Source organism: Fulvivirga kasyanovii (assembly GCF_009711405.1).
Taxonomy (GTDB): Bacteria; Bacteroidota; Bacteroidia; order Cytophagales; family Cyclobacteriaceae; genus Fulvivirga; species Fulvivirga kasyanovii.
Genome location: NZ_SMLW01000611.1, coordinates 1 through 26,463, shown reverse-complemented (window position 1 = coordinate 26,463; position 26,463 = coordinate 1). Strand labels below are relative to the sequence as shown.

General features: G+C 42.7%; 25 protein-coding genes. 16 read left to right on the top strand and 9 right to left on the bottom strand.

Translation table 11 applies throughout. From position 1 onward, the window contains the following. Nucleotides 1-22 precede the first annotated feature (22 nt). Nucleotides 23-790, top strand: coding sequence for a transporter (locus E1163_RS19255; protein ID WP_155174092.1), 768 nt, complete (start codon nt 23-25; stop codon nt 788-790). Here the strand turns inward: E1163_RS19255 and E1163_RS19250 are convergent, their stop codons facing one another. Both E1163_RS19250 and E1163_RS19245 read right to left on the bottom strand, forming a co-directional pair. Beyond that, nucleotides 791-2,386: an ArnT family glycosyltransferase gene (locus E1163_RS19250; protein WP_185156144.1), complete on the bottom strand. Its 1,596-nt coding sequence runs from the start codon at nt 2,384-2,386 to the stop codon at nt 791-793. It abuts the gene before it with no gap. Between the two features lie 161 nt (nt 2,387-2,547). Next, complete coding sequence (locus tag E1163_RS19245; RefSeq protein ID WP_155174090.1) at nt 2,548-4,233, bottom strand: AMP-binding protein; 1,686 nt, start codon at nt 4,231-4,233, stop codon at nt 2,548-2,550. A 466-nt stretch (nt 4,234-4,699) separates the two neighbouring features. On the opposite strand from E1163_RS19245, the gene E1163_RS19240 reads away from it, so the two are divergent. The 8 genes from E1163_RS19240 (at nt 4,700) to E1163_RS19205 (ending at nt 11,536) form a co-directional block, all read left to right on the top strand. Further along, on the top strand, nt 4,700-5,170 hold the full coding sequence (locus E1163_RS19240) for an Lrp/AsnC ligand binding domain-containing protein (protein ID WP_155174089.1): 471 nt from the start codon (nt 4,700-4,702) through the stop codon (nt 5,168-5,170). A gap of 120 nt (nt 5,171-5,290) precedes the next feature. Next, nucleotides 5,291-6,736 (top strand): Fe-S cluster assembly protein SufB, encoded by a 1,446-nt coding sequence (sufB, locus tag E1163_RS19235; protein ID WP_155174088.1) that lies wholly within the window; start codon nt 5,291-5,293, stop codon nt 6,734-6,736. Nucleotides 6,737-6,918: 182 nt separating this feature from the next. Then, nucleotides 6,919-7,680, top strand: coding sequence for a Fe-S cluster assembly ATPase SufC (sufC, locus tag E1163_RS19230; RefSeq protein WP_155174087.1), 762 nt, complete (start codon nt 6,919-6,921; stop codon nt 7,678-7,680). A 17-nt stretch (nt 7,681-7,697) separates the two neighbouring features. Continuing rightward, a complete protein-coding gene (sufD, locus tag E1163_RS19225; RefSeq protein WP_155174086.1) occupies nt 7,698-9,035 on the top strand; it encodes a Fe-S cluster assembly protein SufD in 1,338 nt (445 codons plus the stop codon). Nucleotide 9,036: 1 nt separating this feature from the next. Next, nucleotides 9,037-10,284 (top strand): cysteine desulfurase, encoded by a 1,248-nt coding sequence (locus E1163_RS19220; RefSeq protein ID WP_155174085.1) that lies wholly within the window; start codon nt 9,037-9,039, stop codon nt 10,282-10,284. A 7-nt stretch (nt 10,285-10,291) separates the two neighbouring features. Further along, entirely contained in the window at nt 10,292-10,726 is a 435-nt protein-coding gene (locus tag E1163_RS19215; protein WP_155174084.1) for a SufE family protein, read from the top strand. 12 nt (nt 10,727-10,738) lie between these two features. After that, nucleotides 10,739-11,074 carry an SUF system Fe-S cluster assembly protein gene (locus tag E1163_RS19210; RefSeq protein ID WP_155174083.1) on the top strand — a complete coding sequence of 112 codons (336 nt, stop codon included), beginning with the start codon at nt 10,739-10,741 and terminating at the stop codon, nt 11,072-11,074. A 45-nt stretch (nt 11,075-11,119) separates the two neighbouring features. Next, on the top strand, nt 11,120-11,536 hold the full coding sequence (locus E1163_RS19205; RefSeq protein WP_155174082.1) for a BrxA/BrxB family bacilliredoxin: 417 nt from the start codon (nt 11,120-11,122) through the stop codon (nt 11,534-11,536). A gap of 182 nt (nt 11,537-11,718) precedes the next feature. Here E1163_RS19205 and E1163_RS19200 read toward each other — a convergent pair whose 3' ends face one another. The 6 genes from E1163_RS19200 to E1163_RS19175 all read right to left on the bottom strand — a co-directional run bounded on the left by E1163_RS19200 (nt 11,719) and on the right by E1163_RS19175 (nt 18,361). Further along, nucleotides 11,719-11,898 (bottom strand): hypothetical protein, encoded by a 180-nt coding sequence (locus tag E1163_RS19200; protein WP_155174081.1) that lies wholly within the window; start codon nt 11,896-11,898, stop codon nt 11,719-11,721. Nucleotides 11,899-12,134: 236 nt separating this feature from the next. Continuing rightward, nucleotides 12,135-14,114, bottom strand: coding sequence for a monovalent cation:proton antiporter family protein (locus E1163_RS19195; protein WP_155174080.1), 1,980 nt, complete (start codon nt 14,112-14,114; stop codon nt 12,135-12,137). Nucleotides 14,115-14,174: 60 nt separating this feature from the next. Continuing rightward, complete coding sequence (locus tag E1163_RS19190) at nt 14,175-15,095, bottom strand: NAD-dependent epimerase/dehydratase family protein (protein WP_155174079.1); 921 nt, start codon at nt 15,093-15,095, stop codon at nt 14,175-14,177. A gap of 73 nt (nt 15,096-15,168) precedes the next feature. Next, nucleotides 15,169-15,822 carry a phosphoadenylyl-sulfate reductase gene (locus E1163_RS19185; RefSeq protein ID WP_343033888.1) on the bottom strand — a complete coding sequence of 218 codons (654 nt, stop codon included), beginning with the start codon at nt 15,820-15,822 and terminating at the stop codon, nt 15,169-15,171. A gap of 176 nt (nt 15,823-15,998) precedes the next feature. Next, entirely contained in the window at nt 15,999-17,096 is a 1,098-nt protein-coding gene (locus E1163_RS19180; RefSeq protein WP_155174078.1) for an SO2930 family diheme c-type cytochrome, read from the bottom strand. Then, nucleotides 17,093-18,361: a parallel beta-helix domain-containing protein gene (locus E1163_RS19175; protein ID WP_343033887.1), complete on the bottom strand. Its 1,269-nt coding sequence runs from the start codon at nt 18,359-18,361 to the stop codon at nt 17,093-17,095. The genes E1163_RS19180 and E1163_RS19175 overlap by 4 nt, the downstream gene beginning before the upstream one ends. Nucleotides 18,362-18,558: 197 nt before the next feature. Between E1163_RS19175 and E1163_RS19170 the strand changes: the two genes are divergently transcribed. Genes E1163_RS19170 through E1163_RS19160 form a run of 3 tightly spaced genes read left to right on the top strand, consistent with a single transcriptional unit; the run spans nt 18,559 to nt 21,081 of the window. Continuing rightward, nucleotides 18,559-19,623, top strand: coding sequence for a TIGR03032 family protein (locus E1163_RS19170; RefSeq protein WP_155174077.1), 1,065 nt, complete (start codon nt 18,559-18,561; stop codon nt 19,621-19,623). A gap of 1 nt (nt 19,624) precedes the next feature. Then, nucleotides 19,625-19,885: an acyl carrier protein gene (locus E1163_RS19165; protein ID WP_185156143.1), complete on the top strand. Its 261-nt coding sequence runs from the start codon at nt 19,625-19,627 to the stop codon at nt 19,883-19,885. After that, nucleotides 19,882-21,081, top strand: a complete 1,200-nt coding sequence (locus tag E1163_RS19160; protein WP_155174075.1) for a cytochrome P450 — start codon at nt 19,882-19,884, stop codon at nt 21,079-21,081. Before E1163_RS19165 ends, E1163_RS19160 begins: the two co-directional genes overlap by 4 nt. A gap of 3 nt (nt 21,082-21,084) precedes the next feature. On the opposite strand, the gene E1163_RS19155 is transcribed toward E1163_RS19160, so the two are convergent. Continuing rightward, the gene (locus E1163_RS19155) at nt 21,085-21,570 is read right to left on the bottom strand and encodes a hypothetical protein (protein ID WP_155174074.1); all 486 of its coding nucleotides are present in this window, start codon (nt 21,568-21,570) and stop codon (nt 21,085-21,087) included. Nucleotides 21,571-21,690: 120 nt separating this feature from the next. Between E1163_RS19155 and E1163_RS19150 the strand changes: the two genes are divergently transcribed. The 4 genes from E1163_RS19150 to folE all read left to right on the top strand — a co-directional run. Continuing rightward, a complete protein-coding gene (locus E1163_RS19150) occupies nt 21,691-24,468 on the top strand; it encodes an FG-GAP-like repeat-containing protein (protein WP_155174073.1) in 2,778 nt (925 codons plus the stop codon). A gap of 2 nt (nt 24,469-24,470) precedes the next feature. Continuing rightward, nucleotides 24,471-25,379: a PorP/SprF family type IX secretion system membrane protein gene (locus E1163_RS19145; protein WP_155174072.1), complete on the top strand. Its 909-nt coding sequence runs from the start codon at nt 24,471-24,473 to the stop codon at nt 25,377-25,379. A 117-nt stretch (nt 25,380-25,496) separates the two neighbouring features. Then, entirely contained in the window at nt 25,497-25,904 is a 408-nt protein-coding gene (locus E1163_RS19140; protein ID WP_155174071.1) for a 6-pyruvoyl trahydropterin synthase family protein, read from the top strand. Beyond that, nucleotides 25,867-26,463, top strand: a 597-nt coding sequence (gene folE, locus E1163_RS19135) for a GTP cyclohydrolase I FolE (RefSeq protein ID WP_155174070.1), incomplete at its 3' end; no start/stop codon positions are given. The genes E1163_RS19140 and folE, both read left to right, overlap by 38 nt.

The window sequence follows — 26,463 nt, the reverse complement described above, 5'->3', positions numbered from 1 at the left end:
CGAATATAAATAACCGAACCCCATGAAACACTTTTTACCTATTCTATTCTTATTCACTGCCCATCTGGCTTTTTCTCAGGAAACCATCTTTACCGACAGGCCCACTACTACCGATGCTGTTAAGCTAGTTTCTCCCGGTACTTTTCAAATTGAAATGGGCTATATGAATACCCGGTATGAATCAGAAGGTATTGAATTTAAAACCATCACTTCTCCTAACCTCAATATCAAATATGGACTGGCTGACTGGCTGGAAATAAGACTACTGACGAACTACCTGACAATAAAAACCGAAGCATTCAACATCGAAAACAGCATGTCAGGAATAACGCCCCTGGTACTAAGCCCAAAGCTGAAGTTAATTGACCAAAATTTCTGGATCCCCAGAATAAGCTTAGCAACTGCTGTTTCCTTTCCTGAACCTGCCAAGAAAGAGTTCCAAAGTGAAAAGATAAACTATGGAGGCCGGCTACTGTTCGAGCACGTGTTTAACGACCGGTATTCGTGGTCCCACGGGTTTGGAGCTGACTGGGATGACTCAAGGGAAACTACATGGGCTTACTCGTCAGCCTTTAGTGTTTCCATCTCTGATAAGGTAGGGGCATTTGCTGAGATATTCGGCTATTTCGCGACGGATATTCCCTCCACACATAGCTTTGATGCAGGCCTGACTTACCTTGTGAGTAGCAGCTTTCAACTGGACACTTCAGTAGGTCTACCACTCAACGAAAATGCCCCGGACTTTTTCTACAGTGCAGGCCTGGCCTGGAAAACCAACTTTAAAAAATAACTACTCTACCCTGTAGATGCGTGCCATCATGTTGCGATGCACTCTGGGGTTTAAAATGTGAAGTAATAGATCAAAGGTTGAAGGCTTTATTTCCTTTATTAGCACCAATTGCTGCCCTGGGAAGAACGCCTTTACCCTGTTCATTCTGGTCTCGAAATCCTGATCTCCCTTAAAAATCACATAATTGGGTTGTTTACCCGTACTGGCTATCTCCTCAGCCAGCTCCTCTATGGTTTTGTCCTTACCCAGATTAAACGTTACTATAAATTCCGGATCAATGTACCTTTTCTGAGCCTCAAACTGATCAAAACCAAGTTCACCATTCTGTATCTCGTCGAAGTCAGCGCAATTATTCCCGAGATAGTAAACCGGTGGCTGCTTCACCTTACCCCGCTCACTTTCAATGATCACCGCCTTAACATCGTCCTGTTTTGAAAGGTAATACAGTGGGGCAACCCTGTCTTTTTTAGTAAAAGTGAGCGCCAGGGCCAATGCTGCAATGATATTAATGATCCAGAAAAACTTCCATAGCCCTTTGTATAAAGCCTGATGACCTTCCCAAAAGCGTGAGCGGTCTTTAAAATTATTCCAGCCTATTACACCCAAAATAATCAGCAAAGGGTACATGGGGAGAAGAAAACGCTCTTGTTTGTTAGGGAAAAAAGAGTGTACCAAAAAGAAAATAAGCACAGCCAGGAACATCTTTGGCTCAATTTTCCAGGTTTTGATATAGCCCCACATCAGGAAGACACTAACAGGCGGCACTAAAAAGCCAAACGTAGTGATCAAAAACTTAAATGGAGAACCGGTGATGTAATTGTAGGCATTTTCGCTGTTGTATATGAAATAGTCTACTACGTACTGGTAAGGATAATCAAAGAACAACATGTCAGGAATGCCAATCAACACGAAGGTCAATAGCAGGAAACCTAATGTGAACAGTATACTTTCAAGCCACTGTTTTCTAAAAAGAAGCACCAATCCCAGACCACCGGCAAACAGCACTATATGAAGCCTGATGGTAAAAGCCAGACCGAATAAAGCTCCCGCCAATATCCAGGCAGTCCATTTCCGTTCATTACTTCTTTCCGCTTTTAAGATTACATAAAAACCTGCAAGCACAGGGGGTACACAAACCAACTCTGCCAGATATTTAACACTGAGGTAAGGCATAAACCATAGCAGTGCTAATATCCATCCGGCAAGTATGGCATTCCTTTTATTGGAAATAAGCTCTGTTATTTTATATCCAAAATATACTGCAAGCATCGAGTATAGAGCATGCACCAGTCTGAGTACAGTAGCCTTTACTTCAGGATCAATAACACCTAAAGCTCCCATTATCCACATAAGTATGGCATTCGCCCCTGCATAAACCATGCTGTGCTTTGGGGGATGCTCGCCCTGAAGCCATTGCGGTATACCTTCAGCCCAACTATTGGCCACCCTGATTACACAAAAATGATCGTCATGAAAAGCAAATCCTTTTGAAAAGAATGCAGCCAGAAGCCTTAAAGCCAATGCAGCCAAAAGAATAGCCCTCAGGGGGTTTTCATCTATGAAAACGCGAAGTCGGGATTTATTTATCGAGGTCAAAACATGCAGGTTAAAAGACGCGCAAAACTAAATCTAATAAAGCATGATGTCAAGGCACGCAGTCACAATAGAAAGATTTTTAATATTGGCATAAAATAAAAATGCTGTTTCCCGTCAAAACAACAAAGGGAAACAGCATTCCGCCTTTTTACTCACATATCTTATTTAGGACTCGTTACTTCCTGCTCCCGCAGTTCCCTTCTCAGAATTTTGCCTACGTTAGACTTAGGGAGTTCATTGGTAAACTCAATGTGCTTAGGTCTTTTATACCCTGTTAAATTTTCATCACAAAAAGCATCCAGCTCTTCCTCAGTCAGCGACTGGTCCTTTTTAACAACGAAGATCTTTACCGCTTCATTGGATTTCGGATCAGGAACACCAATAGCAGCTACCTCAAGTACCTTAGGATGGTCTGCTACAACGTTTTCAACCTCATTAGGGTAAACGTTGAAGCCCGAAACGTTGATCATATCTTTCTTTCTATCCACTATTTTGAAGAATCCTTCATCATCCATCTGGCCCATGTCGCCTGTCCTGAACCAGCCTCCCTCAAAAAATACTTTGTCACTTTCTGCTTCCCGTTTCCAATATCCCCGCATTACCTGAGGGCCGCGGGCGCAAATCTCACCTACTTCTCCTTTACCTAGTTTATTACCATCTTCATCAAACAAAGCCATTTCGGTACTGGATACCGGCAGGCCGATTGTGCCCATTTTATGAGTACCATCCAGCGGGTTGACCGATAGCACGGGAGAAGTTTCACTCAGGCCATAACCTTCCACCAAGGGACCGCCTGTTACCTGTTCCCATTTTTTGGCTACGGCATCCTGAACAGCCATTCCACCGCCAATTGCTCCTTTTACGGATGAAAAATCAACCTCCTGAAACTCCGGCTGGTTGAGCAGCCCGTTGAACAAGGTGTTAACGCCTGTAAACAAAGTAAACTTATGCTTCTTCAATTCCTTCACAAAGCCTTTCATGTCCCTGGGGTTGGTGATCAGCACATTTTTAGCACCAATCCTAAGCATGAAAATGCCATTTACAGAAAGGGCAAAAATGTGATATAAAGGAATTGCAGTAATCATCAACTCGGTTTTTCCCTCTTCCAGTAGAGGAGCAAACCAATGCTTGATCTGCTGTGTATGGGCTACGATATTGCGATGAGACAACTGGGCTCCTTTGGAAACACCTGTAGTCCCTCCTGTATACTGTAAAAAGGCCAGATCCTCAGAGCCCATCTCAGGCCTCTTGTATTCCAGGCTACCTCCTTCTTTTAGCACCTGTTTAAAGCTGATGGCCTTTGGCAGGTTGAAAGCAGGTACCATTTTTTTGATGTACTTAACCACAAAATTGACAATACTGCCTTTCAGCCCTCCCAGCATATCGCCCAACTCCGTTACTATCACATGCTGGATAGAAGTATTTTTTATGATCTTCTCCAGGTTCGATGCAAAATTGGCAACAATAACCACCGCTTTAACCCCAGCATCCTTAAACTGGTGCTCCATTTCACGGGGTGTATAAAGAGGATTGGTATTTACCACTATCAGGCCGGCCCTGAGAGCACCTACCAATGCCACAGGGTACTGTAGCAGGTTAGGCATTTGAAGGGCAATGGTATCACCTTTCTTTAGATTAAGTTTGTTTTGAAGATATGCAGCAAAATTTCGTGATAAAATGTCGAGTTCTTTAAAAGTTATGGCCTTTCCCATATTCTCAAAAGCCTCCTTACCCGAATTTGTCGCAAATGAATCTTCAAACATCTCAACCAGAGACTTATACTCTATCTCACCGATCTCTGCAGGAATATTTTTGGGGTATCTCTTCACCCAGGGAAACTCGCTCATTAATAAAAATTTATTGGTTTACGCGACCAATATTGCAAAAAAATAGCGAATATCAGAACAGAACAGGCAAAAAGTTATGCATGACTAACACTTTAATGGTGTAGTTGCTCGTAGAAAAGAATTTTGTTTGGTTAAAAGAAAAAAGATGGCCCGTACATGAAACCATCTTTTTTCCAATAAACCTAAACTTAAAGAAACTTGCTGTAGGGGGAGGATTCGAACCTCCACGAAGCGGTTAGTTCCCATTGCTATTGGATGCTTAAAGGAATTTATCCCGAACTCTCCACCCTCGAGACCGGAGGGCTTGTCTGCCAGTTTCAACACCCTACAGTGTGTTTGTTTGACATTTCAAAGGTAGAAAAAGGATTCATTTTTTAAAAAAATATCAAACTTACAGATGTTTATTTACAATATTTTTAATATTATTGTTTTTCAATTAAGAAATGTAAAATTAACACTTTGATTCATGCCCGCTAATTATGAAATTGACAATATAGATCTCAAAATATTAGAGATCTTGCTAAAAAATGCCAAAAAACCATACACCGAAGTAGCCAAACAGGTGTTTGTTTCAGGAGGAACCGTACACGTTCGCATGAAAAAGCTGGAGGATATGGGAATTGTGGAAGGTACCACCCTGAAGCTTGATTACACCAAACTTGGCTATGACATTACAGCATTTATAGGCATCTTCCTCTCCAAAAGCGCCCTTTACGATGAAGTGATAGCCGAACTCAAACAAATCCAGGAAGTGGTCAATGTCCACTATACTACAGGTAATTATAGCATGTTTGCCAAAATACACTGCAAAGACACGCAGCATTTAAAAGACGTACTTCATGATAAGATTCAGCGTGTGGAAGGCATTGTAAGAACAGACACTATGATCTCCCTGGAAGAGAGTATCAACAGAAGCATTCAACTTGACATGAAGTAATTGATTTACACTATCGTTTGATAGGCTTTTTCAATGCCAAAATTTCTTAATCAGGAACCTTAAAGTACAAATTTTGTTGTACATTTGCATAGTAATTTGAAATTAGTCTAAATAACCGGAATGAGTAAAGACAACCAGATTTTAGAAGAATTTACCTCGAAGGAATACGAGCACGGCTGGAATATAGATATCGAAGCAGATCAGGCACCAAAAGGCCTGAACGAAGATATTGTACGCTTCATTTCAGCAAAAAAAGAAGAGCCGGAATGGCTTCTTGAATGGAGACTAAAAGCCTTCCGGGCATGGACTAAAATGAAAGAGCCTAAATGGGCCAATGTTAAATTCCCGGATATCAACTATCAGGACATTATATACTATTCTGCTCCCAAGCAGAAGGTTAAGCCCAAAAGCCTTAACGAAGTAGATCCGGAGCTTCTCGAGACCTTTAAAAAGCTGGGTATATCACTTGAGGAACAAAAAAGATTGACAGGTGTGGCCGTGGATGCTGTTCTCGACAGCGTATCAGTTGCTACCACCTTCAAAGATAAACTTGCTGAAATGGGCATTATTTTCTGTTCTTTCAGTGAAGCCGTAAGGGAGCATCCTGAACTGGTAAAGAAATACATCGGCTCTGTTGTTCCAACCAGTGACAATTACTTTGCGGCACTTAACTCTGCCGTGTTTTCTGACGGATCATTCTGCTATATTCCAAAAGGGGTACGTTGTCCTATGGAACTTTCAACATACTTTAGGATCAACGCTGCAAACACTGGACAGTTCGAAAGAACATTAATCGTTGCCGAGGAAGGCTCATATGTAAGCTACCTTGAAGGTTGTACAGCTCCTCAAAGAGATGAAAACCAACTTCACGCAGCAGTTGTGGAAATATATGCTAAAAAGGATGCAGAAGTGAAGTACTCTACCGTGCAAAACTGGTATCCTGGTGATAAAGAAGGAAAAGGTGGTATATATAACTTTGTGACCAAGCGAGGCATCTGCGCCGGAGATAATTCAAAGATTTCATGGACTCAGGTAGAAACCGGTTCATCCATTACCTGGAAGTATCCTTCTTGTATATTAAAAGGAGATAATTCAATAGGTGAATTCTACTCGGTAGCGGTAACCAATAACAGGCAGCAAGCTGATACCGGAACTAAAATGATCCACATTGGCAAGAATACCAAGTCCAGGATCGTATCCAAAGGTGTGTCTGCCGGATATTCTCAAAACAGTTACCGCGGACAGGTGAAAGTAATGAAAAGAGCTGATGGCGCCCGTAACTTCTCTCAGTGTGACTCACTGCTTATGGGAGACAAATGTGGAGCACATACCTTCCCGTACATAGACATTGAAAATAAATCGGCACAGATAGAGCACGAAGCTACTACATCAAAAATTGGTGAGGATCAAATCTTTTACTGTACCCAGAGAGGTATTGATGAAGAAAAAGCCGTTGCACTGATCGTAAATGGTTACTGTAAAGAGGTGCTCAACCAACTACCTATGGAGTTTGCCGTAGAAGCACAAAAACTTCTGGCACTAACCTTAGAAGGTAGTGTGGGCTAGTTCATGGTTCACTGTTTAAATACGCCAATGAATCAGACGCTGAATATTTTACAAAAAACAACACTGAATAATTAATAACTGTAAACAACTGACTGTCAACGGTGAACCAAAAACAGTGAACTAAGAACTGTAAACTGTAAACTGTAACCGTGAACGGACAATTGTAAACTGAATAACTGAATATGCTAAGCATTAAGAACTTACACGCATCAATTGAGGGAAAAGAGATACTTAAAGGTATCAACCTGGAAGTAAAGCCCGGAGAAGTACATGCCATTATGGGACCAAACGGTTCCGGAAAAAGTACATTGGCATCTGTACTAGCCGGCCGTGAAGAGTACGAAGTAACTGCAGGCGAAGTTGACTACCTGGGCCAGGACCTTCTGGATCTTGCCCCGGAAGAAAGAGCACGTGAAGGTGTATTCCTTGCTTTTCAATATCCTGTAGAAATTCCCGGTGTTAGCACTACCAACTTCTTAAAAACAGCCCTTAATCAGGTTCGTGAACACAAAGGCCTTGAACCACTTGATGCTGTATCTTTCCTCACTATGATGAAAGAAAAAATGAAACTGGTAGAAATCGATCAGGCGCTCCTTAGCCGTTCGCTGAATGAAGGCTTTTCAGGTGGAGAAAAGAAACGTAACGAGATTTTCCAGATGGCCATGTTAGAGCCAAAGCTTTCCATACTTGATGAAACAGATTCCGGTCTGGACATTGATGCCCTACGTATTGTTGCCAATGGGGTTAATAAATTAAAGACCAAAGACAATGCTACAATTGTAGTAACCCACTACCAAAGGCTTCTTGACTATATCGTTCCTGATTACGTACACGTACTTTACAAAGGTAAGATTGTGAAATCCGGCAGTAAAGAACTTGCCCTTGAATTGGAAGAAAAAGGGTACGACTGGATCAAAGAAGAAGCAGATACTACTACAGCGTAAAAAATACTGGCAACAATATGAGCGAATCCACTAAAGATATAAGTTTAGAAAAAGAGTTTATTGACAATTTTGAGGCGCTGGAATCACGAATTAACGGAGCCAGTGCATTGCCGGTACACAAAGTAAGAAAAGAAGCTATCAGTGCCTTTCAAAAACTGGGTGTACCTACCTCAAAAAATGAAGAGTATAAGTTTACTGACCTTAATAAGACGCTAAGGAAAAACTTTGACTTCTCCTCCCCTGCTCATCCGGGAAATATAAGCTCTGATTTAATTAATAATCATTTTCTTCCTGACATGGATACCAACAAGCTGGTATTCATCAATGGAATTTACTCTTCTGAACTTTCCACAATTGTAAGTCCTGAAGACCAGCTTCTGGTAAAAGATTTCAGCTCTGCTTCGGAAGAAAACAAGGAAGAGTTACAGTCTTACTTCGCCAAGTACGCGGATTATGATTCTGATGCCTTTGTCGCACTTAATACAGCTTTTGCTGAGCATGGTTCTTTTATCCATATTCCTGACAACAAAGTGGTTGAAAAGCCCATAGCGCTATACTTCTTCAACGATGCCCAGGAGGAAAAGTCCTATAATCAGCCACGTAATCTGTTTGTGGCAGGTAAAAACAGTCAGGCTTCCTTTATTGAAGTATTTAACACTATTGGAGACTCTGCGAGCTTTACGAATATTGTTACTGAGATTGTAGTAAATGAAAATGCACATATTGATTACTACAAGATCCAGAATAACAGGGACTCTGCATTTCATGTAGGCACCACTCAGGTATGGCAGGCACGTTCGAGCCATTTTTCTGCATATACCTTTACCCTCAATGGAGCAATGATCAGAAACAACCTGAACATAGCCTCTGATGGGGAAGGTTGCGAATCACATATGTACGGCCTTTACCTGCTACACGGTAAAACCCATGTAGACAACCACACTGTGGTTGATCATATCAAGCCTAACTCTTTCAGCAATGAACTGTATAAAGGCATTATGGAAGACCAGTCACACGGTGTATTCAACGGCAAAGTGTACGTAAGGCAGGCAGCTCAAAAGACAAATGCCTTCCAATCCAACAAAAACATTCTGCTGAGCGATGAGGCTACCATCAACTCAAAGCCACAATTGGAGATTTGGGCTGATGATGTTAAATGTTCGCATGGCTGTACTACAGGCCAGCTTGACGAAGAGGCAATGTTCTACTTACAATCGCGTGGTATAAGTAAAGAAAGAGCCAGAGTACTCCTGCTTTATGCTTTTGCCACGGATGTACTTGAGAATGTTAAGCTTGAGCCATTGAAAAATTACCTTGAAAATCTAATTTCCGAAAGATTACATAAAGACTTCTGATATGTCTGCAATAAGTCAGGAAACGTTGAAAACACTGGATATAGAGGCCATTCGCCGTGAATTTCCGGTACTACACCAGGAAATCAACGGGAAGCCTCTGGCCTACTTCGACAATGCAGCAACAACACAAAAGCCCAACGCTGTAATTAAGGCCTTGTCCGGGTATTATGAAGGGTACAATGCCAATATACATCGTGGTATCCATACGCTGGCAGAGAAGGCCACAAAAGCTTATGAAGCCACACGTGTTTCCCTCCAAGCCTTCCTGAATGCCAAAGAAAGTGAAGAAATCATTTTCACCAAAGGCACCACAGAGTCGATCAACCTTGTAGCGGCCACTTATGGTCGCAAAAATGTAAAGCAAGGTGATGAAATTATTGTATCCGGGCTGGAGCATCACTCCAACATTGTTCCGTGGCAAATGCTGGCGGAAGAAAAGGGAGCAACCATCAAAGTTATTCCCGTAAAGGAAAATGGAGAGCTGGACTATGACCAGTACTTCTCGCTGCTCAACAGTAAAACGAAAATTGTTGCCGTTAACCATGCTTCCAATAGTTTGGGTACTATAAACCCTGTAAAAGACATTATAAAAGCTGCTCATGACGCTGGCGCCATTGTATTGATTGACGGAGCGCAGGCATCTGCACATTTGGCTATTGATGTGCAGGAACTGGATTGCGACTTTTATGCCATTTCAGCACACAAATTCTATGGCCCTACCGGTACAGGTGCACTTTATGGTAAGCGCAGGCTACTTGAAGACATGCCTCCGTATCAGGGCGGTGGGGAAATGATCAAAGATGTTAGCTTCGAGGGCACTACTTATAACGACATCCCATACAAGTTTGAAGCAGGGACACCCAATATCGCTGACGTAGTGGCTTTTAAGGCTGCCATTGAGTTTGTAAACAGCACAGGCAAACCTGCCATGGCTAAATATGAAGCAGAACTGTTAAAGTATGCTACTGAGGCTATTTCATCTGTAAAAGATATTCGCCTCATTGGTACTTCTGTCAACAAAGTAAGTGTACTTTCGTTTGTAGTGGAAGGTATTCACCATTTCGACATCGGTCAAATGCTGGATGCCCGGGGAGTGGCTGTAAGAACAGGACATCATTGTACACAGCCTTTGATGGACAGGTTTGGAATTGAAGGAACTGTCCGGGCCTCATTTGCCGTTTACAATACGAAAGAAGAGATCAACCGAATGGTTGAAGGGCTTGAGAGAATTGTAAAATTCATGAAGTAAACTTTACATGACCGAATCAATAGAAGAAGTTCAAAATAAAATTATAGAGGAGTTTTCCATTCTGGACGGAGATCAGGAAATGACCAATTTCTATATTATGGAGCTTGGCCAGAAATTACCTGAAATGGACGAAGCGGACAAGACAGAAGACAATATTGTAAAAGGCTGCCAATCCAAAGTATGGCTTACTGCCAAACTGAATGATGGTAAGGTAAGTTATCTGGCTGATAGCAACACGGCTATCACCAAAGGTCTGGTTAGTCTTCTGGTACGTGTTTTATCCAACCAGACGCCGGATGACATTATTAATACAGAACTGTTTTTCCCCCAGAAAATTGGAATGGATCGTTTTATAGGTACACAGCGGTCTAATGGCTTTGCAGCTATGGTAAAACAAATGAAGCTTTATGCCCTCGCCCTTAAAAGTAAAGCAGAAGCATAAAAGATAAATTTTATGAGTCAACAAACGGAAAATAAAGAAGCAGAAGTAACACTCAGGGACAAGGTGCTGGAAGCACTTAAAACTGTATATGACCCGGAAATACCCGTTGACATCTACGAACTGGGCCTTATTTATGAAATAAGTATCCACCCGGTTAACAACGTCTATATATTGATGACTTTGACCTCTCCTAACTGCCCGGCAGCGGAATCAATCCCTACGGAAGTGGAGCAAAGTGTGAAGAAAATAGAAGGTGTTAATGATGTGAATGTTGAGATCACTTTTGATCCACCATACTCTCAGGAAATGATGTCTGAGGCAGCTAAACTTGAGTTAGGGTTCCTGTAAAATTATTGCAAACAAAATACTACACTAATACAAAATACCTACATTATGTATCCAGAAGAATTAGTAGCACCTATGAGAACAGATTTGACTTCAGTGGGATTCACTGAACTCAAAACTGCCGAGGAAGTTGATAATCATTTGAAAGACCTGAAAGGCACTTCGCTGCTTGTGATCAACTCGGTTTGCGGATGCGCCGCCGGCGCCGCAAGGCCTGGTGTAAAGTGGGCTGTTGAGCAAAGTTCAAAGAAGCCTGATCACCTGACTACGGTATTTGCCGGAGTTGATCAAAGTGCGGTGGCTAAAGCAAGGGAATATACACTCCCCTATCCTCCTTCTTCTCCTTCAATAGCCTTGTTTAAGGATGGTGAATTGGTTCATTTTATTGAAAGACACCATATTGAGGGTAGAACTGCAGAAATGATAGGAAATCACCTGGTAGAAGTATTCAACGAATACTGCTAACAGGGACAAATAACCATCAAAAGCTGCCTGAAATATACTATTTATTTCGGGCAGCTTTTTTTTGCATTAAGCCGTAAAGCTTACCACTTAAAATCAGTAACCCACGCTATTCCATTTTGCTAGCTGCTTTTTCCTATTACCATCAGCGCCTTCCGGGAAATTTCAGTTGATCTTTAGCACCTTCAAACCTTGGGCATCACCCGATAGCAAGACAAATTACCCACTTCCAAAAAGAAACTGCTTTTCTCCAGCAATTCTTCCAACTTACTATCCTTCTTTTGCTGCCCTCTATGGATATGGGCTTCATAAAGCAGTTCAAGTCCTTCGTCGTAGAACCTGTAACTCAAGTTTTCCTTGTTCATAATTGTTTTGACCTTTGTGTTGTTGTTATTCTGTTGTTACTGTCTGATCTGATTCATAATCACCCATTCCAAAATTGATACCAAATTTAACTTCCGGCCCTATTTCGAAGAATTGGCAGATATATACCGGAAGACTGTACAGTATGGAACAGATAATGATCGAAAAAGACCATTAAAAGTGATCAGGTACAATAGTATTACCTGATATTTGGGATTTGGTTACAGGCCAAACCAGACTAAAGTCTGACCTGCTTATTAAACTCAGATATGGATTGCGGGGTACCCATAATAAAAATGATATCATCCTGTAGCACCTGGGTTTCCCTGGTAATGTCGACCAGGAAGTCTCCATTACGCTGAATAGCGATTACAGTGATCCCGAACTTGTGCCTTATGTCTGACTCTTCCAGTGTTCTGCCGACGACGTCGTTATCAGATTGCTTTACTGAAAGGGAACTGATACGAAGGTTTGGAATATGAAGGCTGGCAGCAGATGTGCCTTTTGGCCTTAGCATTTGATAGTTATCACTACGTATCTCTCCCACAAAATTTTCAACTTCCTCTTCCGGTACCAGATATTTATTAAGTACTCGTGTGAATATTTCAATAGAGGTTTCGAATTCCTCAGAGATTACTTCATCTGCCCCAAGCCTGAGTATACCTTCTACCTCTGTCTCATATCTTGTCCTCAGTATAATATAAACTGTCTTGCAAATGTCTCGGATCGCAGTTACAATTTTTTTACTGGCAGCCGGATCAGAAATAGCTATTACCGCCACCCGGGCACTCCATATATCAACATGCTCCAGAATGAAGGGACTAATGGCGTCTCCAAAAAGAATAGGTTCACCTTTGGCCTTTTCTGTCTTAACCGTTTCGGCATTCATCTCTATGATCACATAGGGAATGTTTGCCCGCTTTGCTACCGCTGCCACATTTCTGCCATTGATTCCATACCCAATGATCACAATGTGATCCTTCATGGCCTTTTCTACATCAGGATTGCCCTCAACATCATTCCAGTAGTTGAACTTTGCCAGTCCCCTGGATAGCTGCGTACTTGAAAACAGGTTAATAATACTCCCGGATGCCATAAATACCAGGGGCGTAATGCCCATTGAAAGTATGGAGATTGACAAAAAATATTGATTGGTTTCCGGATCAATCAGGCCGTTCTCGATGCCTACCTTGGAAAGGATAAAGGCAAACTCTCCCACCTGAAAAAGTGCCAATCCTGTTAAAATAGAAACTCTTGGGGGATACTTTAAAGCCGCTCCGGCAAGTGTGGCAATAAGTCCTTTGACCAGGAAAACTACGACTGTAAAACCAAGGATCGGCAAAAGATGCTGAAAGAAGAAGGTGACATCGAGAAGCATGCCAATCGATACAAAGAAGAAACTGGTAAATATCTCTCTGAAAGGCAGCACCTGACTGGTCGCCTGATGGCTATATTCTGATTCTGAAATGATAAGTCCTGCAATAAATGCTCCCAGGGCAAGGGATAATCCGATGCTTGATGTAAGCCATGCCACAGCAAAACAGGACACGACAATTGTAAGAATGAAAAGTTCCCTGCTTCTGGTTTTAGCTACTTCATACAAGAGCCTTGGGAAAATATACCGGGCGGCAAGTATTACCAGACCTATGACCAGAAGTGTCTTTAGTGCCAGAGACAACAGGGTGAAGGCTACATCATCGGTCTTCCCAGAGAGTATAGGGGCCAGCAACATCATAGGCACTACAATGATGTCCTGAAAGATCAAAATAGCCAGGGATATTTTACCGTGAGGGCTATTGATCTCACTCCTGCTTTGCAAGAGGTTCAAAACAATGGCAGTACTACTTAAAGAAAAAAGGAAACCTATAAAAATAGCCTTTGTAAGCGAGTAGTTCATCAGATATGCAATCAATGAGGCTACTGCTATGGTGACAAAAACCTGAAAGCTACCTCCCAGAAAGACCGCCTTTTTAATGGCTGCAAGGCTTTTTAAAGAAAACTCCAGGCCAATAATAAACAACAGCAGGATAACTCCGATCTCGGACAGGATCTCTACCTCATGTGAAGCCTCCACCAGGCTGAGTCCATGTGGCCCTGCCACAACACCTGTTATGAGAAAACCGAGTATTGTCGGTAGCTTTAACCTTTGAAATATCAGGATAACAACCACTGAAAGGCCTAGTATGACTATGATGTCCTGCAGCAAAGGTATTTCCATGCACTATTGTTTAATGAGTTAACGGTTAACTAACACAAGGTCGTTTTTTTATGTTACATCTTAAAATGAGAACCTGCTTTGGAAATGCTTAAGCTCCTCCATCAGGCTCAAAGGCTCAGGCATAGACAAAGCTTTGTTCAAAACCTGATTAGGCTGTACCCGAAGTTCTCTCAATTTAAGGTGTTGATTTACAAAAATAAACTCAAGCTCCGGGATCATCTGCTTCAAGGTATCCACAATATCCAGCACCTGCAAGTCCCTGTTTACCAAATTATAAACACCAGGCTGAAGCGGGCCATCCAGCACGTGTGACAGTGCCTGCGCCACATGCTCAATATGTATGAAAGATCTGTGTTGCCTTCCGTCACCATGAATAGTGATCCTTTTGTAAAAATTGGCCTCAAACACAAACTTATTGATCACGGCATCAAACCGCATGCTTCTGTTATAGCCGTATACATTGCCACACCTGAAAATATAGGCATCTACCTTATCACTTAGGCGCCCCACATGCTCCTCACCCCGCATTTTGGATATCCCGTAAAAAGTTTTGGGATTTGGTACTGTTTCCTCCTCAACTGAGGATTTAGAAGAGCCATAAACTCCTGTACTACTAGTGAAAATAAACTTTTTAACATCACTTTCCTCCACGGCATATACCAACTCCGCTGTTCCCCAATGGTTTACCTGCTCATAGAAGTGAGGGTCAGTATTGGCAAATGGGGTGGTCACTTTAGCCGCAAGGTGATAGACAACATCTACGCCTTTCAAGACCTTCTTGAGATGACGGGAATCAAGAAGTTCCCCTTTCACAAAAGTAACCCGTTTATGATTATTGAAGGTATGCCCTAAAAACAGGTTGTAATTTGCACGGCTAAGGTTATCGTAAACTATTATTTCCTCTACATCATCCCTTTGCGTAAGCACGCTTACCAGCTCAGTGCCTATATAACCGGCACCTCCAGTGATCAAAATTTTCATCTAACTAAGTATTTAAAGTAGTCCGACAAACATAGTTTTGATGTAACCAAACCATATTTGTCATCTTCTCTGTTTATTTAACTAAATCAGTATGCAGCCCGCATTCCGTTTTGTTCATTCCATACCAGCGGGCCTCCCTCTCCATCATTTCTGGGTCAACCTTACGGGTGCATGGTTCACAACCTATGCTCAGGTAGCCGGAGTTTTCGAGAGGGTGTTTGGGTAAGTTATATTCTTTCTGGTATTGGTATATCCTTTTAGCATTCCAGTCCAGCATCGGGTGGAAGCGGATAGCCCCGTGCGGAGCGGGTTGTTCAATTTTCATAGCCTTGCGCACAGCACTCTGGTCTGCCCTTACGCCATTGATCCAGATATCATTCTGCATCAGCAAAGCATCCACAGGTTGGGTTTTGTTCAGGTAGCAGCAATGATCAGGGTCTGATGTAAAAAGAAGCCTGCCGTCAGCACCCCGCTGCATGAATTTAGGGGTATTAGATCTGAGGTCGGTAATGTTGAGTCCAAACTCCTGCGCTATTTTATCCTTAAACTCTACGGTCTCCGGAAAATGATAGCCCGTATTGATAAATACTACCGGTATTTCTTTATTGATCCTGCTAATGATGTGCAACAGGACTATACTATGAGACTGAAAAGAGGATGTGGTAAACATCTTCTTGCCTTCGGACGAATATTTCTCAAGCTGATCCTTTATACCTTCAAATGTCACTTGTATAGCGATTAGTGTTCAACCAAAGTTATCCAAATGCTTGTCAAAAGAAATGAAATCAGCTAACTTATTGGCTAAATCCGGCAAAATTTTTTAGAAGTGCCCACAATTAATTCAGACAAATGAGATCATAATATCAGAACCCGAAGGCCACTTCACCGCAAACCACTATAAAATCACACCTTATCCTTCTCAAGCTGCTGAATCCAGTTTTTGATCAGCTCCACACCTTCTTCGTGTACAATGCTACGGCCTAGCTCCGGCATCATAATAGCCGGGTCATTGGATTGCATGCGATAAATGAGAATAGACTGGTCAGGCTGACCGGGCACAATATCGTATTTGAGGCCTCCACTCCCCTTGCCTGCCGCGACCGGTGCTTTGAAAATACCCATAGCATGTGCCTCATGAGCTTTGGTGGTTAGGTCAAGGCCGGAGTTCTTGGCAGGTCCATCATTTCGGTGACAATGTCCGCAATTGATCTCCAGATAGGCTCTGGCCCGCTCATTAAGGCTTGCGGCATCATCTTCCCATTGTATTAACTGAGGCCATTCAGCGGCAGGTGGTGCCCCCTTTAGCCAGCCCTGGTTCACCAGTTTGGTAAGTTGATTATCGCCGTCACCAGCAGGCTTGTTCAGTTGTCTGGCAGAAGGGCCGATGGGCGTTATTTTTCCATTGCGATCATGGCAGCTTTTACATTGAAGCATGTTGGGTACCGAATAGTCGATAGTTCCCTGAGCTGCCAGTTGTACAGGCACTTTCTTTCCTGTTATTTCGATGAAAGCATCCGTCTGTTCGTCATTCCAGATATAGGCCAGCGCTTTCCAGCCATTACCCTCATGGATCAGGAGCCGCGTCTCTATAATTTTTCCTTCACCTTCTGTAAGTTGCTCATCTGAATAATAGAAATTTTTGATCAGAACTGAACCTACGGGAAACTCAAGTACCTCATCACTATTATAGGTGATCTCAGCACCTTCGGGAAGGTAAATAAATCTTTTTTTCAGGGCATAGTCAGTAAATAGCGGACTATTGATATCATATGGAAAAACACGGTCGGCAGGGTTCAGGTTTGCCAGTTTTCCCTCAAAAAAATGGTAGTCCGAGAGTTTTGCTTTTCCATATTTGGCATAGCTGGCAGTATCAGGCATTTGCCATGCTGCCACGTCAGCCACCGGAGCTTTTTGCTCTCCGTTTTTTGTTGTATCAGCCACTTCACTTCCGCATGATGTCAATACCATGAGCCCAAGGGCCAGTCCCACTAATAACTTCATATTTCTATTTTACAATTAAATTCTTCCGGGTAAGTTTTAAGGTCATCAAAATCATTTGCTGCGTCCAGATCGGTAGTTTTTACCGACTCATCCTCCTGAATGCAAATCTTATACTCTTCGTTAATGGCACCATCTTCGGAGAAATAAGCCTCTGCCCGTATACCATCCCAGGCAATGTCTGGTGAAGAAAACCCAAAATTGAAGACAAAAAGTTTCCCAAAATCATTATTCAGGGCAGGCAGCCAATAGGATGACTCTATTTTATTGTCATGGGTATAGATCCTTCGGGGGTAAGGGTTATAGTTTTTGTCTTGCTTATAGTTATCATTGACCGTTTGGGCAGACCCCTCTCCTTCTGCCTCTCCCGATGTTTCTTCCGAGATAGCAGCGACCAGTTCATAGCTAATTATGGCAATTCCTATGGTCTTATTATCGGTGATTTCATTGTTGTACACCTCCACACCCTCAGTAGCCAGTATGATCATTCCGGTACCTTTGGGCACTACACCTACGATATTACCCGCAGGGGCAAAGTTCTCAAAGTTGTTTTCATACACCTTGTTCCTGTACACTTTGATATTCTTTCCGTAACGCGTTAGGCCGGGCAGGTCAAAAACAAGTATGCCGCCTGTATTGTGGTAAGCTACGTTATCATAGATCTCCACATTTTCAGAGTTTTCGCTTTCTATCCCTGCTACATTCCAGTAAACTTCATTATTACGTATGATCACATTTTCTGACTGGCCTACATAAACACCGGCATCACTGGCACCCAGCACGATGCAATCTTCTATAAGCACATTTTTGCAGATAACCGGATAGAGTCCGTAAGCCCCGTTCTTCTCAGTCACCTCTCCTGTCCAGGCAGATTTCACCCTCCTGAAAGTAATGCCATCCGTATCGGTAACTTTAATATTATCCCCGGCAGCATCTTCAATAGAGAGATCTTCGATGGTGATGTTCTCACAGTTGGCGACCCTTATACCTTCCGCGCCCTCCTTCTGGTTCTTGAAGGATAATATAGTCCTATCTATTCCCTGACCTTTGATGGTCACATGCTTCTTCCCTTCCAGTATCAGGCTTCCACTAAAGAGGAATTGCCCGGCCGGCAGCTCGATGACCGAGCTGTCATCAGCCATGATAAATTCGGACAGCAACTGCTGTTGTTTATCCTCAAAGTTCCTTTCAGGTACATACTCAGCAGTTTGATCACAGGCAAAAGCTACTCCAACGATAGCTATAAACAGAGTTAGTCTTCTAGTCACAGGTTTTTCAATTTATTTGTAAATAATTACTACTTTGACAAATAATTAGCCCGAAAGCCGAATACAGCTTAAAAGTGATACTTCGATAACTCCGGGTAATTGTAGTGACAATATATTGAATATTTGAACAAAATCGATGAGCAAACGAGACGGATTTAGACACTTGTAAGATTATGCTATCGAATGAACAGATTAACATGAGTAAACCTTTACCTCCATTTACCTGCTCGTACTCTCCTAACGTACCTGAATTACTTAACCAGCTAAACTGCACCATAGCCATCAGCACCTATCAGGCAGGGAAGGTTATCCTGATCAGCGCTGTAAATGACAATAACCTGGTACAACTGCCCCGTAATTTTCAGAAGCCTATGGGCATGGCTTTCGAAGGGAAGAAAATGGCTGTTGCAACGAAAGACGAGGTCATAATACTCGCCAATTCACCACAAATGGCTCCCAACTACCCAAAACAGCCGAATACCTACGATGCACTGTATTTACCCCGTGTTACGTACTACTCCGGAGCCATTGACATTCATGACCTGGAATGGGTAGATGGTAAACTGTGGGCAGTCAATACCTTGTTTTCCTGCCTCGTAACGTTAGATGAAGATTACAGTTTTAAGCCGGTGTGGAAACCATCTTTTGTCACCACTTATGAACCCAGTGACTTCTGCCACCTCAATGGACTGGCGATGCACAATGGCTCTCCTCAGTTTGTAAGCGCATTGGGAGACGGAACCACTCCCGAAAGTTGGCGCGTAAACAAAGCAAATGGGGGTGTGATCATTGATGTGGAAAGCAATGAAATCATAAGCCATAACCTCGCCATGCCACACTCTCCAAGGATTTACGAAGGCGAACTGTTCGCACTGCTATCCGCCACCGGCGAACTGATTAAGATAGATACTCATACCGGCAAATATGATGTAATCAAGAAGTTTGACGGCTTTGTCAGAGGCATGGTCAGGCATGGAGATTACCTTTTTATAGGCCTGTCCAAATTAAGGGAAAACAGCTCAGCATTCCGTGACCTGCCCATTGCCAAAAGGTCGTTGTTTTGCGGCATAATAATACTTCATCTACCTACAGCAGGAATTGCAGGGCACATCAAATACGAAAACAGTGTTGAGGAAATATATGATGTGAAGATTATGGCCGGCAGCAGGCGCCCGGGGTTGCTGAATCACGAAAGTGCCAATCACAAAGTAGCCATAACATCACCTGTCGGGGATTTCTGGGCTTTAAAAAATGATGATTGATATGACCAGACCGCAGTCCCCTCACGATATTGTGACCTTTATGAAAAAAGTGGTAGCTGCCGAGGCCAGGATACCTGACACGTCCATTGACGAAGATAAGAGCTTCCACCAGTTCGGCCTGGACTCCATAAGCTCGATTTACCTCCTGGAAAAGGTGGAAAACGAATATAACGTAACGATCAGCCCCTTATACTTTTGGGATTACCCCACGTTACGGTTATTGGCATCACAAATCTTTGATGAAAATTTTCGTCAACCATGAATCTTTGGGCACCACTTGACCAGGAGAATATTCGGAATCCATTTCCTATGTACGCAACCTTAAGGCGGGAGGCCCCGGTTTATAAATCCCAGACCGGTGAATGGATCATCAGCCGGTATGCCGATGTCAAAACTATTCTGAAGGACCCGAGGTTCAGGTCTGGCAACAAACTGGAGTGGATCAACCGTGGTATTACCTACTTCAAAAGCAAGGATCAGGACTTATCGGCTATCGCCTCTGCCATCACTTCATTTCTATTACTCATTAACCCTCCCGAACATACCCGCATCAGGAAACTCATTACATCAGTGTGGAATGACAGAGAGGTGGACCAGACCATTCTTGAAAATGTTGATTCTCTGCTAAACATCAAAAGTGAGGACAATACTTTCGATATCGTAGAAGACTTTGCAAGACCGTTGCCTAATATGACTATTTGCAAGATCATGGGCATCAGCATGGAGCATTACCAGCACCTTACTACTCTTAGCAATAACCTGGTAAAAATACTCAACCTGTACAACAGCTTTAAAGACCTGGTGCGCATTGATTCCGCCGCCAGAGACTTCATTTCATTCTTCAGAGAGTTACTCGACATCAAAAAACAACGACCTGATAATGACCTGATCAGCAAATTGATAGTAGCCAACGCCTCGGAGCGAGAACCCTTATCCGACGATGCCCTTATTTCTGTGTTTATTTTTCTCTTCATAGCCGGTCAGGAAACCACCATAGGATTAGTAAGTACCAGTCTTCTGACCCTATCAAAATACCCCAGTCAATTAAACACGCTTGCCGGGAATCCTGAACTTATGCCCAATGCCATTGACGAACTTCTGAGGTATGACGGCCCTGTTCATTTGCTGGGCAGAATCGCTTCTGAAAACATCGAACTGGGGGGACATTGTATAAAGCAAAATGATACCGTTACCCTATGCCTCGCCAGCGCCAACCGGGACAGCCGCCACTTTGAAAATGCTGACATACTTGATATAACACGCCAACCCAATCGCCATCTGGCTTTTGGGAGCGGAATACATTTTTGCCTTGGAGACTGGCTGGCCAAACGCCAGGGGGCATTGGCCATACAAAGGTTTCTTGAAGTATATCCTACATATAGTATTGTTGATCATACCCTACAATGGAATGACAACTTATCTATCAGAACGCTGAAGCATTTATCATGCAGGGTATAGCCATCAGATCTTGGCTCCTTTAAAGTAATAAAGCCTGATATGGTGACCCGCTTTGGTCTGTCCTATAAAAAACATTTTTGTACTCGGAAAGACAGCCTCCCTCCTTTCCTGCTTGAGTTGTTCATTTTCAATAACTGTGATTAGTCCGATACAATCCGACTGGCCTGAAATATAAAGCGTCTCCAGAAAATCCCGTGTCAGCACGGCTAACTTATCTACCAATCCCGGGATTCGATACCTGGGATGCACAAGTGTCCTAAAGTTATAAAAGTAGTTATTGTTAAGCTTTGGAATCCTTGCGCGATGGGCCGTGGTTACACCAATTACCTTGTCTTCATCCACTGCCACAAAGACCAATTGTCGTGCGCGATCCTCGATACTAACATTATCAGGCAAGGCATTCAGGTCATTCCAAAACTTCTTTACCCGCTCTTTAAGATCCAGGTCTTTTTCCCAAACATTTTTGAACAAGATATTCATAGTTGCCATAGCCATCCAATCTTTCTAAAGTCGTCAAAGTTAATATATTGCCCTTACTTTCCATTATTTGTCGACACATTGTAATAATTAAATTTTAAACCTTAAAAATTACAAAACAACAGTAAGGACATGTTGATAATTTTTGTACCTTACATTTTTAATCGTAACATCATTTATAGAGGCTTTATGGATAACCACCTTCACATTCTCTATCGACATACACTTGATAAGTATAAAAAATACCGCTCAAGATTTCGAAAAAGCCTTAAATCTGGTCTGTACTACGAATACTCCGAAAAGAAACAGCGCCAGATCATTCAAAGGATCGATAAGCTAAAACAACGACTTTCCTCCTTACAGTGGCAACTCAAACTCGCCCTGGCATCAGGAAGTTTAGCGATGTCCCTCAGTTTATCTGATGTAAACGCTCAGCAGTTGGGGCCTTTTGTCCCTAACGAACAAAAAAATCCTTTACCATCAATTCAAATATCTACTTTTGGAAGTGAGCACCCTGCTGTTGTTGATATAGATGATGACGGTGATCTGGATGTTTTTATAGGAACAAATTTCGGTTCAATTGCCTTCTTAAGGAATGACGGCACTGCCTCAAAACCTCTGTTTGTTCAACAGTATTCTACAGACAATCCTGCCAGTGGCATCGATGTGGGTTATGCTGCAACTCCTTCTTTTGCCGACCTGGATAAAGATGGGGATTTTGATCTGATCATTGGTCAAAGCTATCAGTATCCCTTCTCCCCTTTTCCTAATGTCCGCTATTATGAAAACACCGGCACAGCCACTAAACCAGTATTTACATTACCAACCGGAGAGCACCCGATGGACAATGTGTTTTCGGACAGCTACCATAGTCATCCGGCATTCACTGATATAGATGACGATGGCGACCTGGATGTATTTGTCGGCGGATCAAGGAATACTAACTATTCAAGCTATAGAGAAACTATTAAATTCTGGAGGAATGACGGTTCCTTGCCGGTAGCTCAATTTGCTGCAGAAACAGGCTCCTCAAATCCGGTTTCCATTGTCAATCCTGAATTTGGAGGCACACTAGACCTGGCCGCTCCGGCTATGGTCGATATTGACGATGATGGAGATAAGGATATGTTTGTAGGAGATGCCAGTGGTAACATTCGTTTTTTCAGAAACACCGGTAATCGTACAACCCCGGACTTTCCTTCGGAAGTAACCGGTGCAAACAACCCATTTAATGGTATTAACCTCAGTTCAAATGCTTCTCCTGAATTTGCTGACTTTGATGACGATGGAGATTTTGATGCAATAGCAGGAAGTGGCCCTTATACCAGGTTACGCTATTTCGAAAACATCGGAAGCGCGTCTGCTCCCAACTTTGTGGAAAGATTTGATATTGCCAACCCGTTTGTGGGCCTGCAAATTGGCTATAACGCTTCACCTGCATTTGCTGACCTTGATTTTGATACAGATATAGATGTGATCATTGGCGGCAAATATTCCAATGACTCCCTGAAGTACTTCCAAAACAACGATGGTAAATTTAACCAGGTAAGTGGAGCGGCAAGTCCAATTAAGGAAAGCTTCGAGAACCTCCTTTTCAAGTTTAGCCCTGCACTGGCTGATTTGGATAATGACGGAGACGCCGATATGTTACTGGGCGTGGAAAACCGCTATACTTATCCGGGAGAGACTTTTCTACATTATTATAAAAATAATGACAACAATGCTCTGGAACTGCAGTCTCCGCTTATAGCTGATACCACTCAAAACCAGTCGTTCTCCCCTACTTTTGGCGATGTGGATCTCGATGGCGATTATGACCTGGTTTTGGGCAGCAGGGAAGAAGGACGGCTCAGGTATTTTGAAAATACAGGGAACATCAGCGCACCATCCTTTACCGAAAGGACCGGAACAGATAACCCTTTTGATGGCATATTCCTGATCACTACGCCATACACAAATTTTGCCAGGCCGGAATTGGTTGACCTTGACCATGATGGCGACTACGACCTTGTAATTGGTGTGGGTGATAATGATTATTCGGGTGATTTTATTCCGGAAGATGGCACCATCAGATTCTTTATCAATACAAATGGAGCATTCAGTGAAGCTTTGGGAGCATCAAACCCCTTTGATGGCTTTGATGTAGGCAAAGACGCCGACCCTGCTTTTGCAGATATCGATGAGGATGGTGATCTTGATGCTCACGTAGGAAACCATTATGGAGAAGTAAGGTTCTTTGAAAATCAAAACCAGCCTCCGCAGATCGCCCCGGGAGTGACTTCGCAGTCGTTCACGGAAGGAGACCCGCCTGTTGTACTGGCTCCATCACTGGTCATTTCAGATGATACGAATGACAACATTATCGGTGCACGCATTGCGATAACGAATAACTACTTATCAGGAACTGACTCACTGGCATTTACACCTCAGGGAGCAATCACCGGGACCTTCGATGTTTCAAGTGGTGTACTATCATTAAGCGGATATGCCACCATGGCTGATTACCAGGCGGCATTACGAACAGTTACCTTTGTCAATACCGGAGATGAGCCTGGCTCTGAAACCCGGACCATCGAAATATCGGCCACTGACTTTGACAACACTACACCAACACCTGTAACGGTAGAAGTCAATGTAACCCCGGTTGAAGACCCCATACCATCCAAATTAACTATTTACAATGCCATCTCACCTAATAATGACGGGTTAAATGACTGGTGGGAGATCTTTAAAATTTCCTCCCCAAACAAAATAGAGCTATACAACCGGTGGGGTGACCTGGTAAAAACACTTAACAATTATGTAAGTGAGGAAAACAACCTTCTGGATGATCTACCATCAGCAACATACTATTACAAAATAGAATCCCCTCAGGGAGAATATACCGGCTATTTAGTTATTAAGAAATAATTATGAAGAAGCTTTTACCATTCGTCTTTATGCTATGCTGGATGTACAATCAGTCGGAAGCCCAGCAAGATCCGCTATATGCTCAGTATATTAACAACCCACTGGTGATCAACCCGGCATATACCGGCATTAACAATGTCTTGAATGCCTCTCTCAGTCACCGGGCCCAATGGACCAGTTTAGAAGGCGCTCCGAACACAACTTCTTTGAGTGCGCATTCATCCTTTTTTGAAAATAAAGTAGGCGGAGGAATCTTGCTGGTCAGGGATGAGCTGGGGGCAACCACTACAACCCAGTTTAATGTTACCGGTAGTTATAAAATAGAGTTTGGGGAAAGTGCCTTCTCGTTTGGCATGCAGGCCGGTGTGCTAAATCTGAAAGAAAACAACGACGAATTACTGGTAAAAGACCCAAACGATCCGGTATTTACCGGCAATGAAAGCTTCTCCAAATTCAACATCGGAGCAGGTGTTGCTCTCAAAGGGCCAGAATATTATGTGGGCTTGTCTATCCCACGGATGATCAAGACCAAAGAGGAATTCGGCAATATCGAAACCCAGGTATATCAACGGCATTTTTACTTGGCGGCAGGTTATGTTTATCATGTCGGGGTAGATTTTGCCTTGAAGCCATCAATTCTGCTCAAAGGAGTTGCCGATGCTCCCTTATCTGTTGATTATAACGCCAGCTTAATATTCAGGGATAAATATACAGTAGGTCTTATATCGAGAAATTTTCAAACCTACGGCCTCCTGGCCCAGCTCAATATCAATGACAACTTCCGTTTCGGCTACATATTTGAAGTGCCTACTGAAAAATCGGTAGGATCAAGCTTTAACACTCATGAACTGACCCTAACCCTGGACATGGAGGTATTTGATTTTCATTTCTTATCAGAAAGGTACTTTTAGCCCTGCAAAATTCGTAATTTTGCGCTTTGTTTAAGTCAAGGAACTTTTTGTTAAACTTGATGTTATAACATTCATTAGCGAGCTTAGCAGTTCGAATGAAATAACCTTTGTATAAATTTGAAAGTAGCTGTATTTAGAAAAGAGCATTTCAATGCTGCCCACCGATTGCATAATCCGGAATGGAGTGAAGAAAAAAACGACCTTGTTTTCGGCAAGTGTAATAACCCTCATTATCATGGCCATAATTATGAGTTATTCGTAAAGATAATTGGTGAGGTTGACCCTGTTACCGGTTATGTCTATGATATGAAAAAGCTGAGTGACCTTATAAAGGATAAGGTGATCCGAAAGTTTGATCATAAGAACCTTAATCTGGATACAGAGCACTTCAAAGATTTGAACCCAACTGCTGAAAACATTGCCGTGGTCATCTACAATATTCTTCGGAAGGAGTTGGACCATAGTTTAGACCTTAAAATCAGATTGTATGAAACCGAAAGAAATTTTGTTGAATACCCAGCATGAAAAAGACCTTGTTGACGAATTTGGTGATGATCATGTGACTTCTTCGTATGACACTCCACTCAGGCCTGATGCCTTTGCAATGAGTGATGACGAAAAAATAAAGAAGATCGAAGGGCACTTTAAAGAAATCATGAACATCCTTGGGCTTGACCTCAACGATGATTCACTTAACGGTACACCTAAGCGTGTGGCAAAAATGTATGTTAAAGAGGTTTTTAGTGGCCTCAACCCGGACAACAAGCCTCATGCCCGTCTGTTTGAAAACAAGTACAAATACGACCAGATGCTGGTGGAGAAGGATATTACCTTCTATTCACACTGCGAACATCATTTTGTGCCTATTTATGGCAAAGTCCATGTAGCCTATATTTCGTCAGGTAAAGTGATTGGACTTTCTAAAATTAACCGGATTGTTCAGTATTATGCCAAGCGCCCGCAGGTACAGGAGCGACTTACCGTGCAGATCTCGAAAGAACTCCAAAAAGCACTAAACACAGAAGATGTTGGAGTTGTCGTAGATGCCACGCACCTGTGTGTGGCCTCCCGGGGTGTGGGGGAT

What these genes read in the sequence shown, in the direction of transcription:
- E1163_RS19255 (WP_155174092.1), top strand. Translation starts at nt 23, where the DNA reads ATGAAACACTTTTTACCTATTCTATTCTTATTCACTGCCCATCTGGCT.
- E1163_RS19215 (WP_155174084.1), top strand. Translation starts at nt 10,292, where the DNA reads ATGACCGAATCAATAGAAGAAGTTCAAAATAAAATTATAGAGGAGTTT.
- E1163_RS19210 (WP_155174083.1), top strand. Translation starts at nt 10,739, where the DNA reads ATGAGTCAACAAACGGAAAATAAAGAAGCAGAAGTAACACTCAGGGAC.
- E1163_RS19205 (WP_155174082.1), top strand. Translation starts at nt 11,120, where the DNA reads ATGTATCCAGAAGAATTAGTAGCACCTATGAGAACAGATTTGACTTCA.
- E1163_RS19190 (WP_155174079.1), bottom strand. Translation starts at nt 15,095, where the DNA reads ATGAAAATTTTGATCACTGGAGGTGCCGGTTATATAGGCACTGAGCTG.
- E1163_RS19245 (WP_155174090.1), bottom strand. Translation starts at nt 4,233, where the DNA reads ATGAGCGAGTTTCCCTGGGTGAAGAGATACCCCAAAAATATTCCTGCA.
- E1163_RS19150 (WP_155174073.1), top strand. Translation starts at nt 21,691, where the DNA reads ATGTTGATAATTTTTGTACCTTACATTTTTAATCGTAACATCATTTAT.
- E1163_RS19170 (WP_155174077.1), top strand. Translation starts at nt 18,559, where the DNA reads ATGAGTAAACCTTTACCTCCATTTACCTGCTCGTACTCTCCTAACGTA.
- E1163_RS19160 (WP_155174075.1), top strand. Translation starts at nt 19,882, where the DNA reads ATGAATCTTTGGGCACCACTTGACCAGGAGAATATTCGGAATCCATTT.
- sufB (WP_155174088.1), top strand. Translation starts at nt 5,291, where the DNA reads ATGAGTAAAGACAACCAGATTTTAGAAGAATTTACCTCGAAGGAATAC.
- E1163_RS19220 (WP_155174085.1), top strand. Translation starts at nt 9,037, where the DNA reads ATGTCTGCAATAAGTCAGGAAACGTTGAAAACACTGGATATAGAGGCC.
- sufC (WP_155174087.1), top strand. Translation starts at nt 6,919, where the DNA reads ATGCTAAGCATTAAGAACTTACACGCATCAATTGAGGGAAAAGAGATA.
- E1163_RS19180 (WP_155174078.1), bottom strand. Translation starts at nt 17,096, where the DNA reads ATGAAGTTATTAGTGGGACTGGCCCTTGGGCTCATGGTATTGACATCA.
- E1163_RS19165 (WP_185156143.1), top strand. Translation starts at nt 19,625, where the DNA reads ATGACCAGACCGCAGTCCCCTCACGATATTGTGACCTTTATGAAAAAA.
- E1163_RS19155 (WP_155174074.1), bottom strand. Translation starts at nt 21,570, where the DNA reads ATGGCAACTATGAATATCTTGTTCAAAAATGTTTGGGAAAAAGACCTG.
- sufD (WP_155174086.1), top strand. Translation starts at nt 7,698, where the DNA reads ATGAGCGAATCCACTAAAGATATAAGTTTAGAAAAAGAGTTTATTGAC.
- E1163_RS19195 (WP_155174080.1), bottom strand. Translation starts at nt 14,114, where the DNA reads ATGGAAATACCTTTGCTGCAGGACATCATAGTCATACTAGGCCTTTCA.
- E1163_RS19145 (WP_155174072.1), top strand. Translation starts at nt 24,471, where the DNA reads ATGAAGAAGCTTTTACCATTCGTCTTTATGCTATGCTGGATGTACAAT.
- E1163_RS19240 (WP_155174089.1), top strand. Translation starts at nt 4,700, where the DNA reads ATGCCCGCTAATTATGAAATTGACAATATAGATCTCAAAATATTAGAG.
- E1163_RS19200 (WP_155174081.1), bottom strand. Translation starts at nt 11,898, where the DNA reads ATGAACAAGGAAAACTTGAGTTACAGGTTCTACGACGAAGGACTTGAA.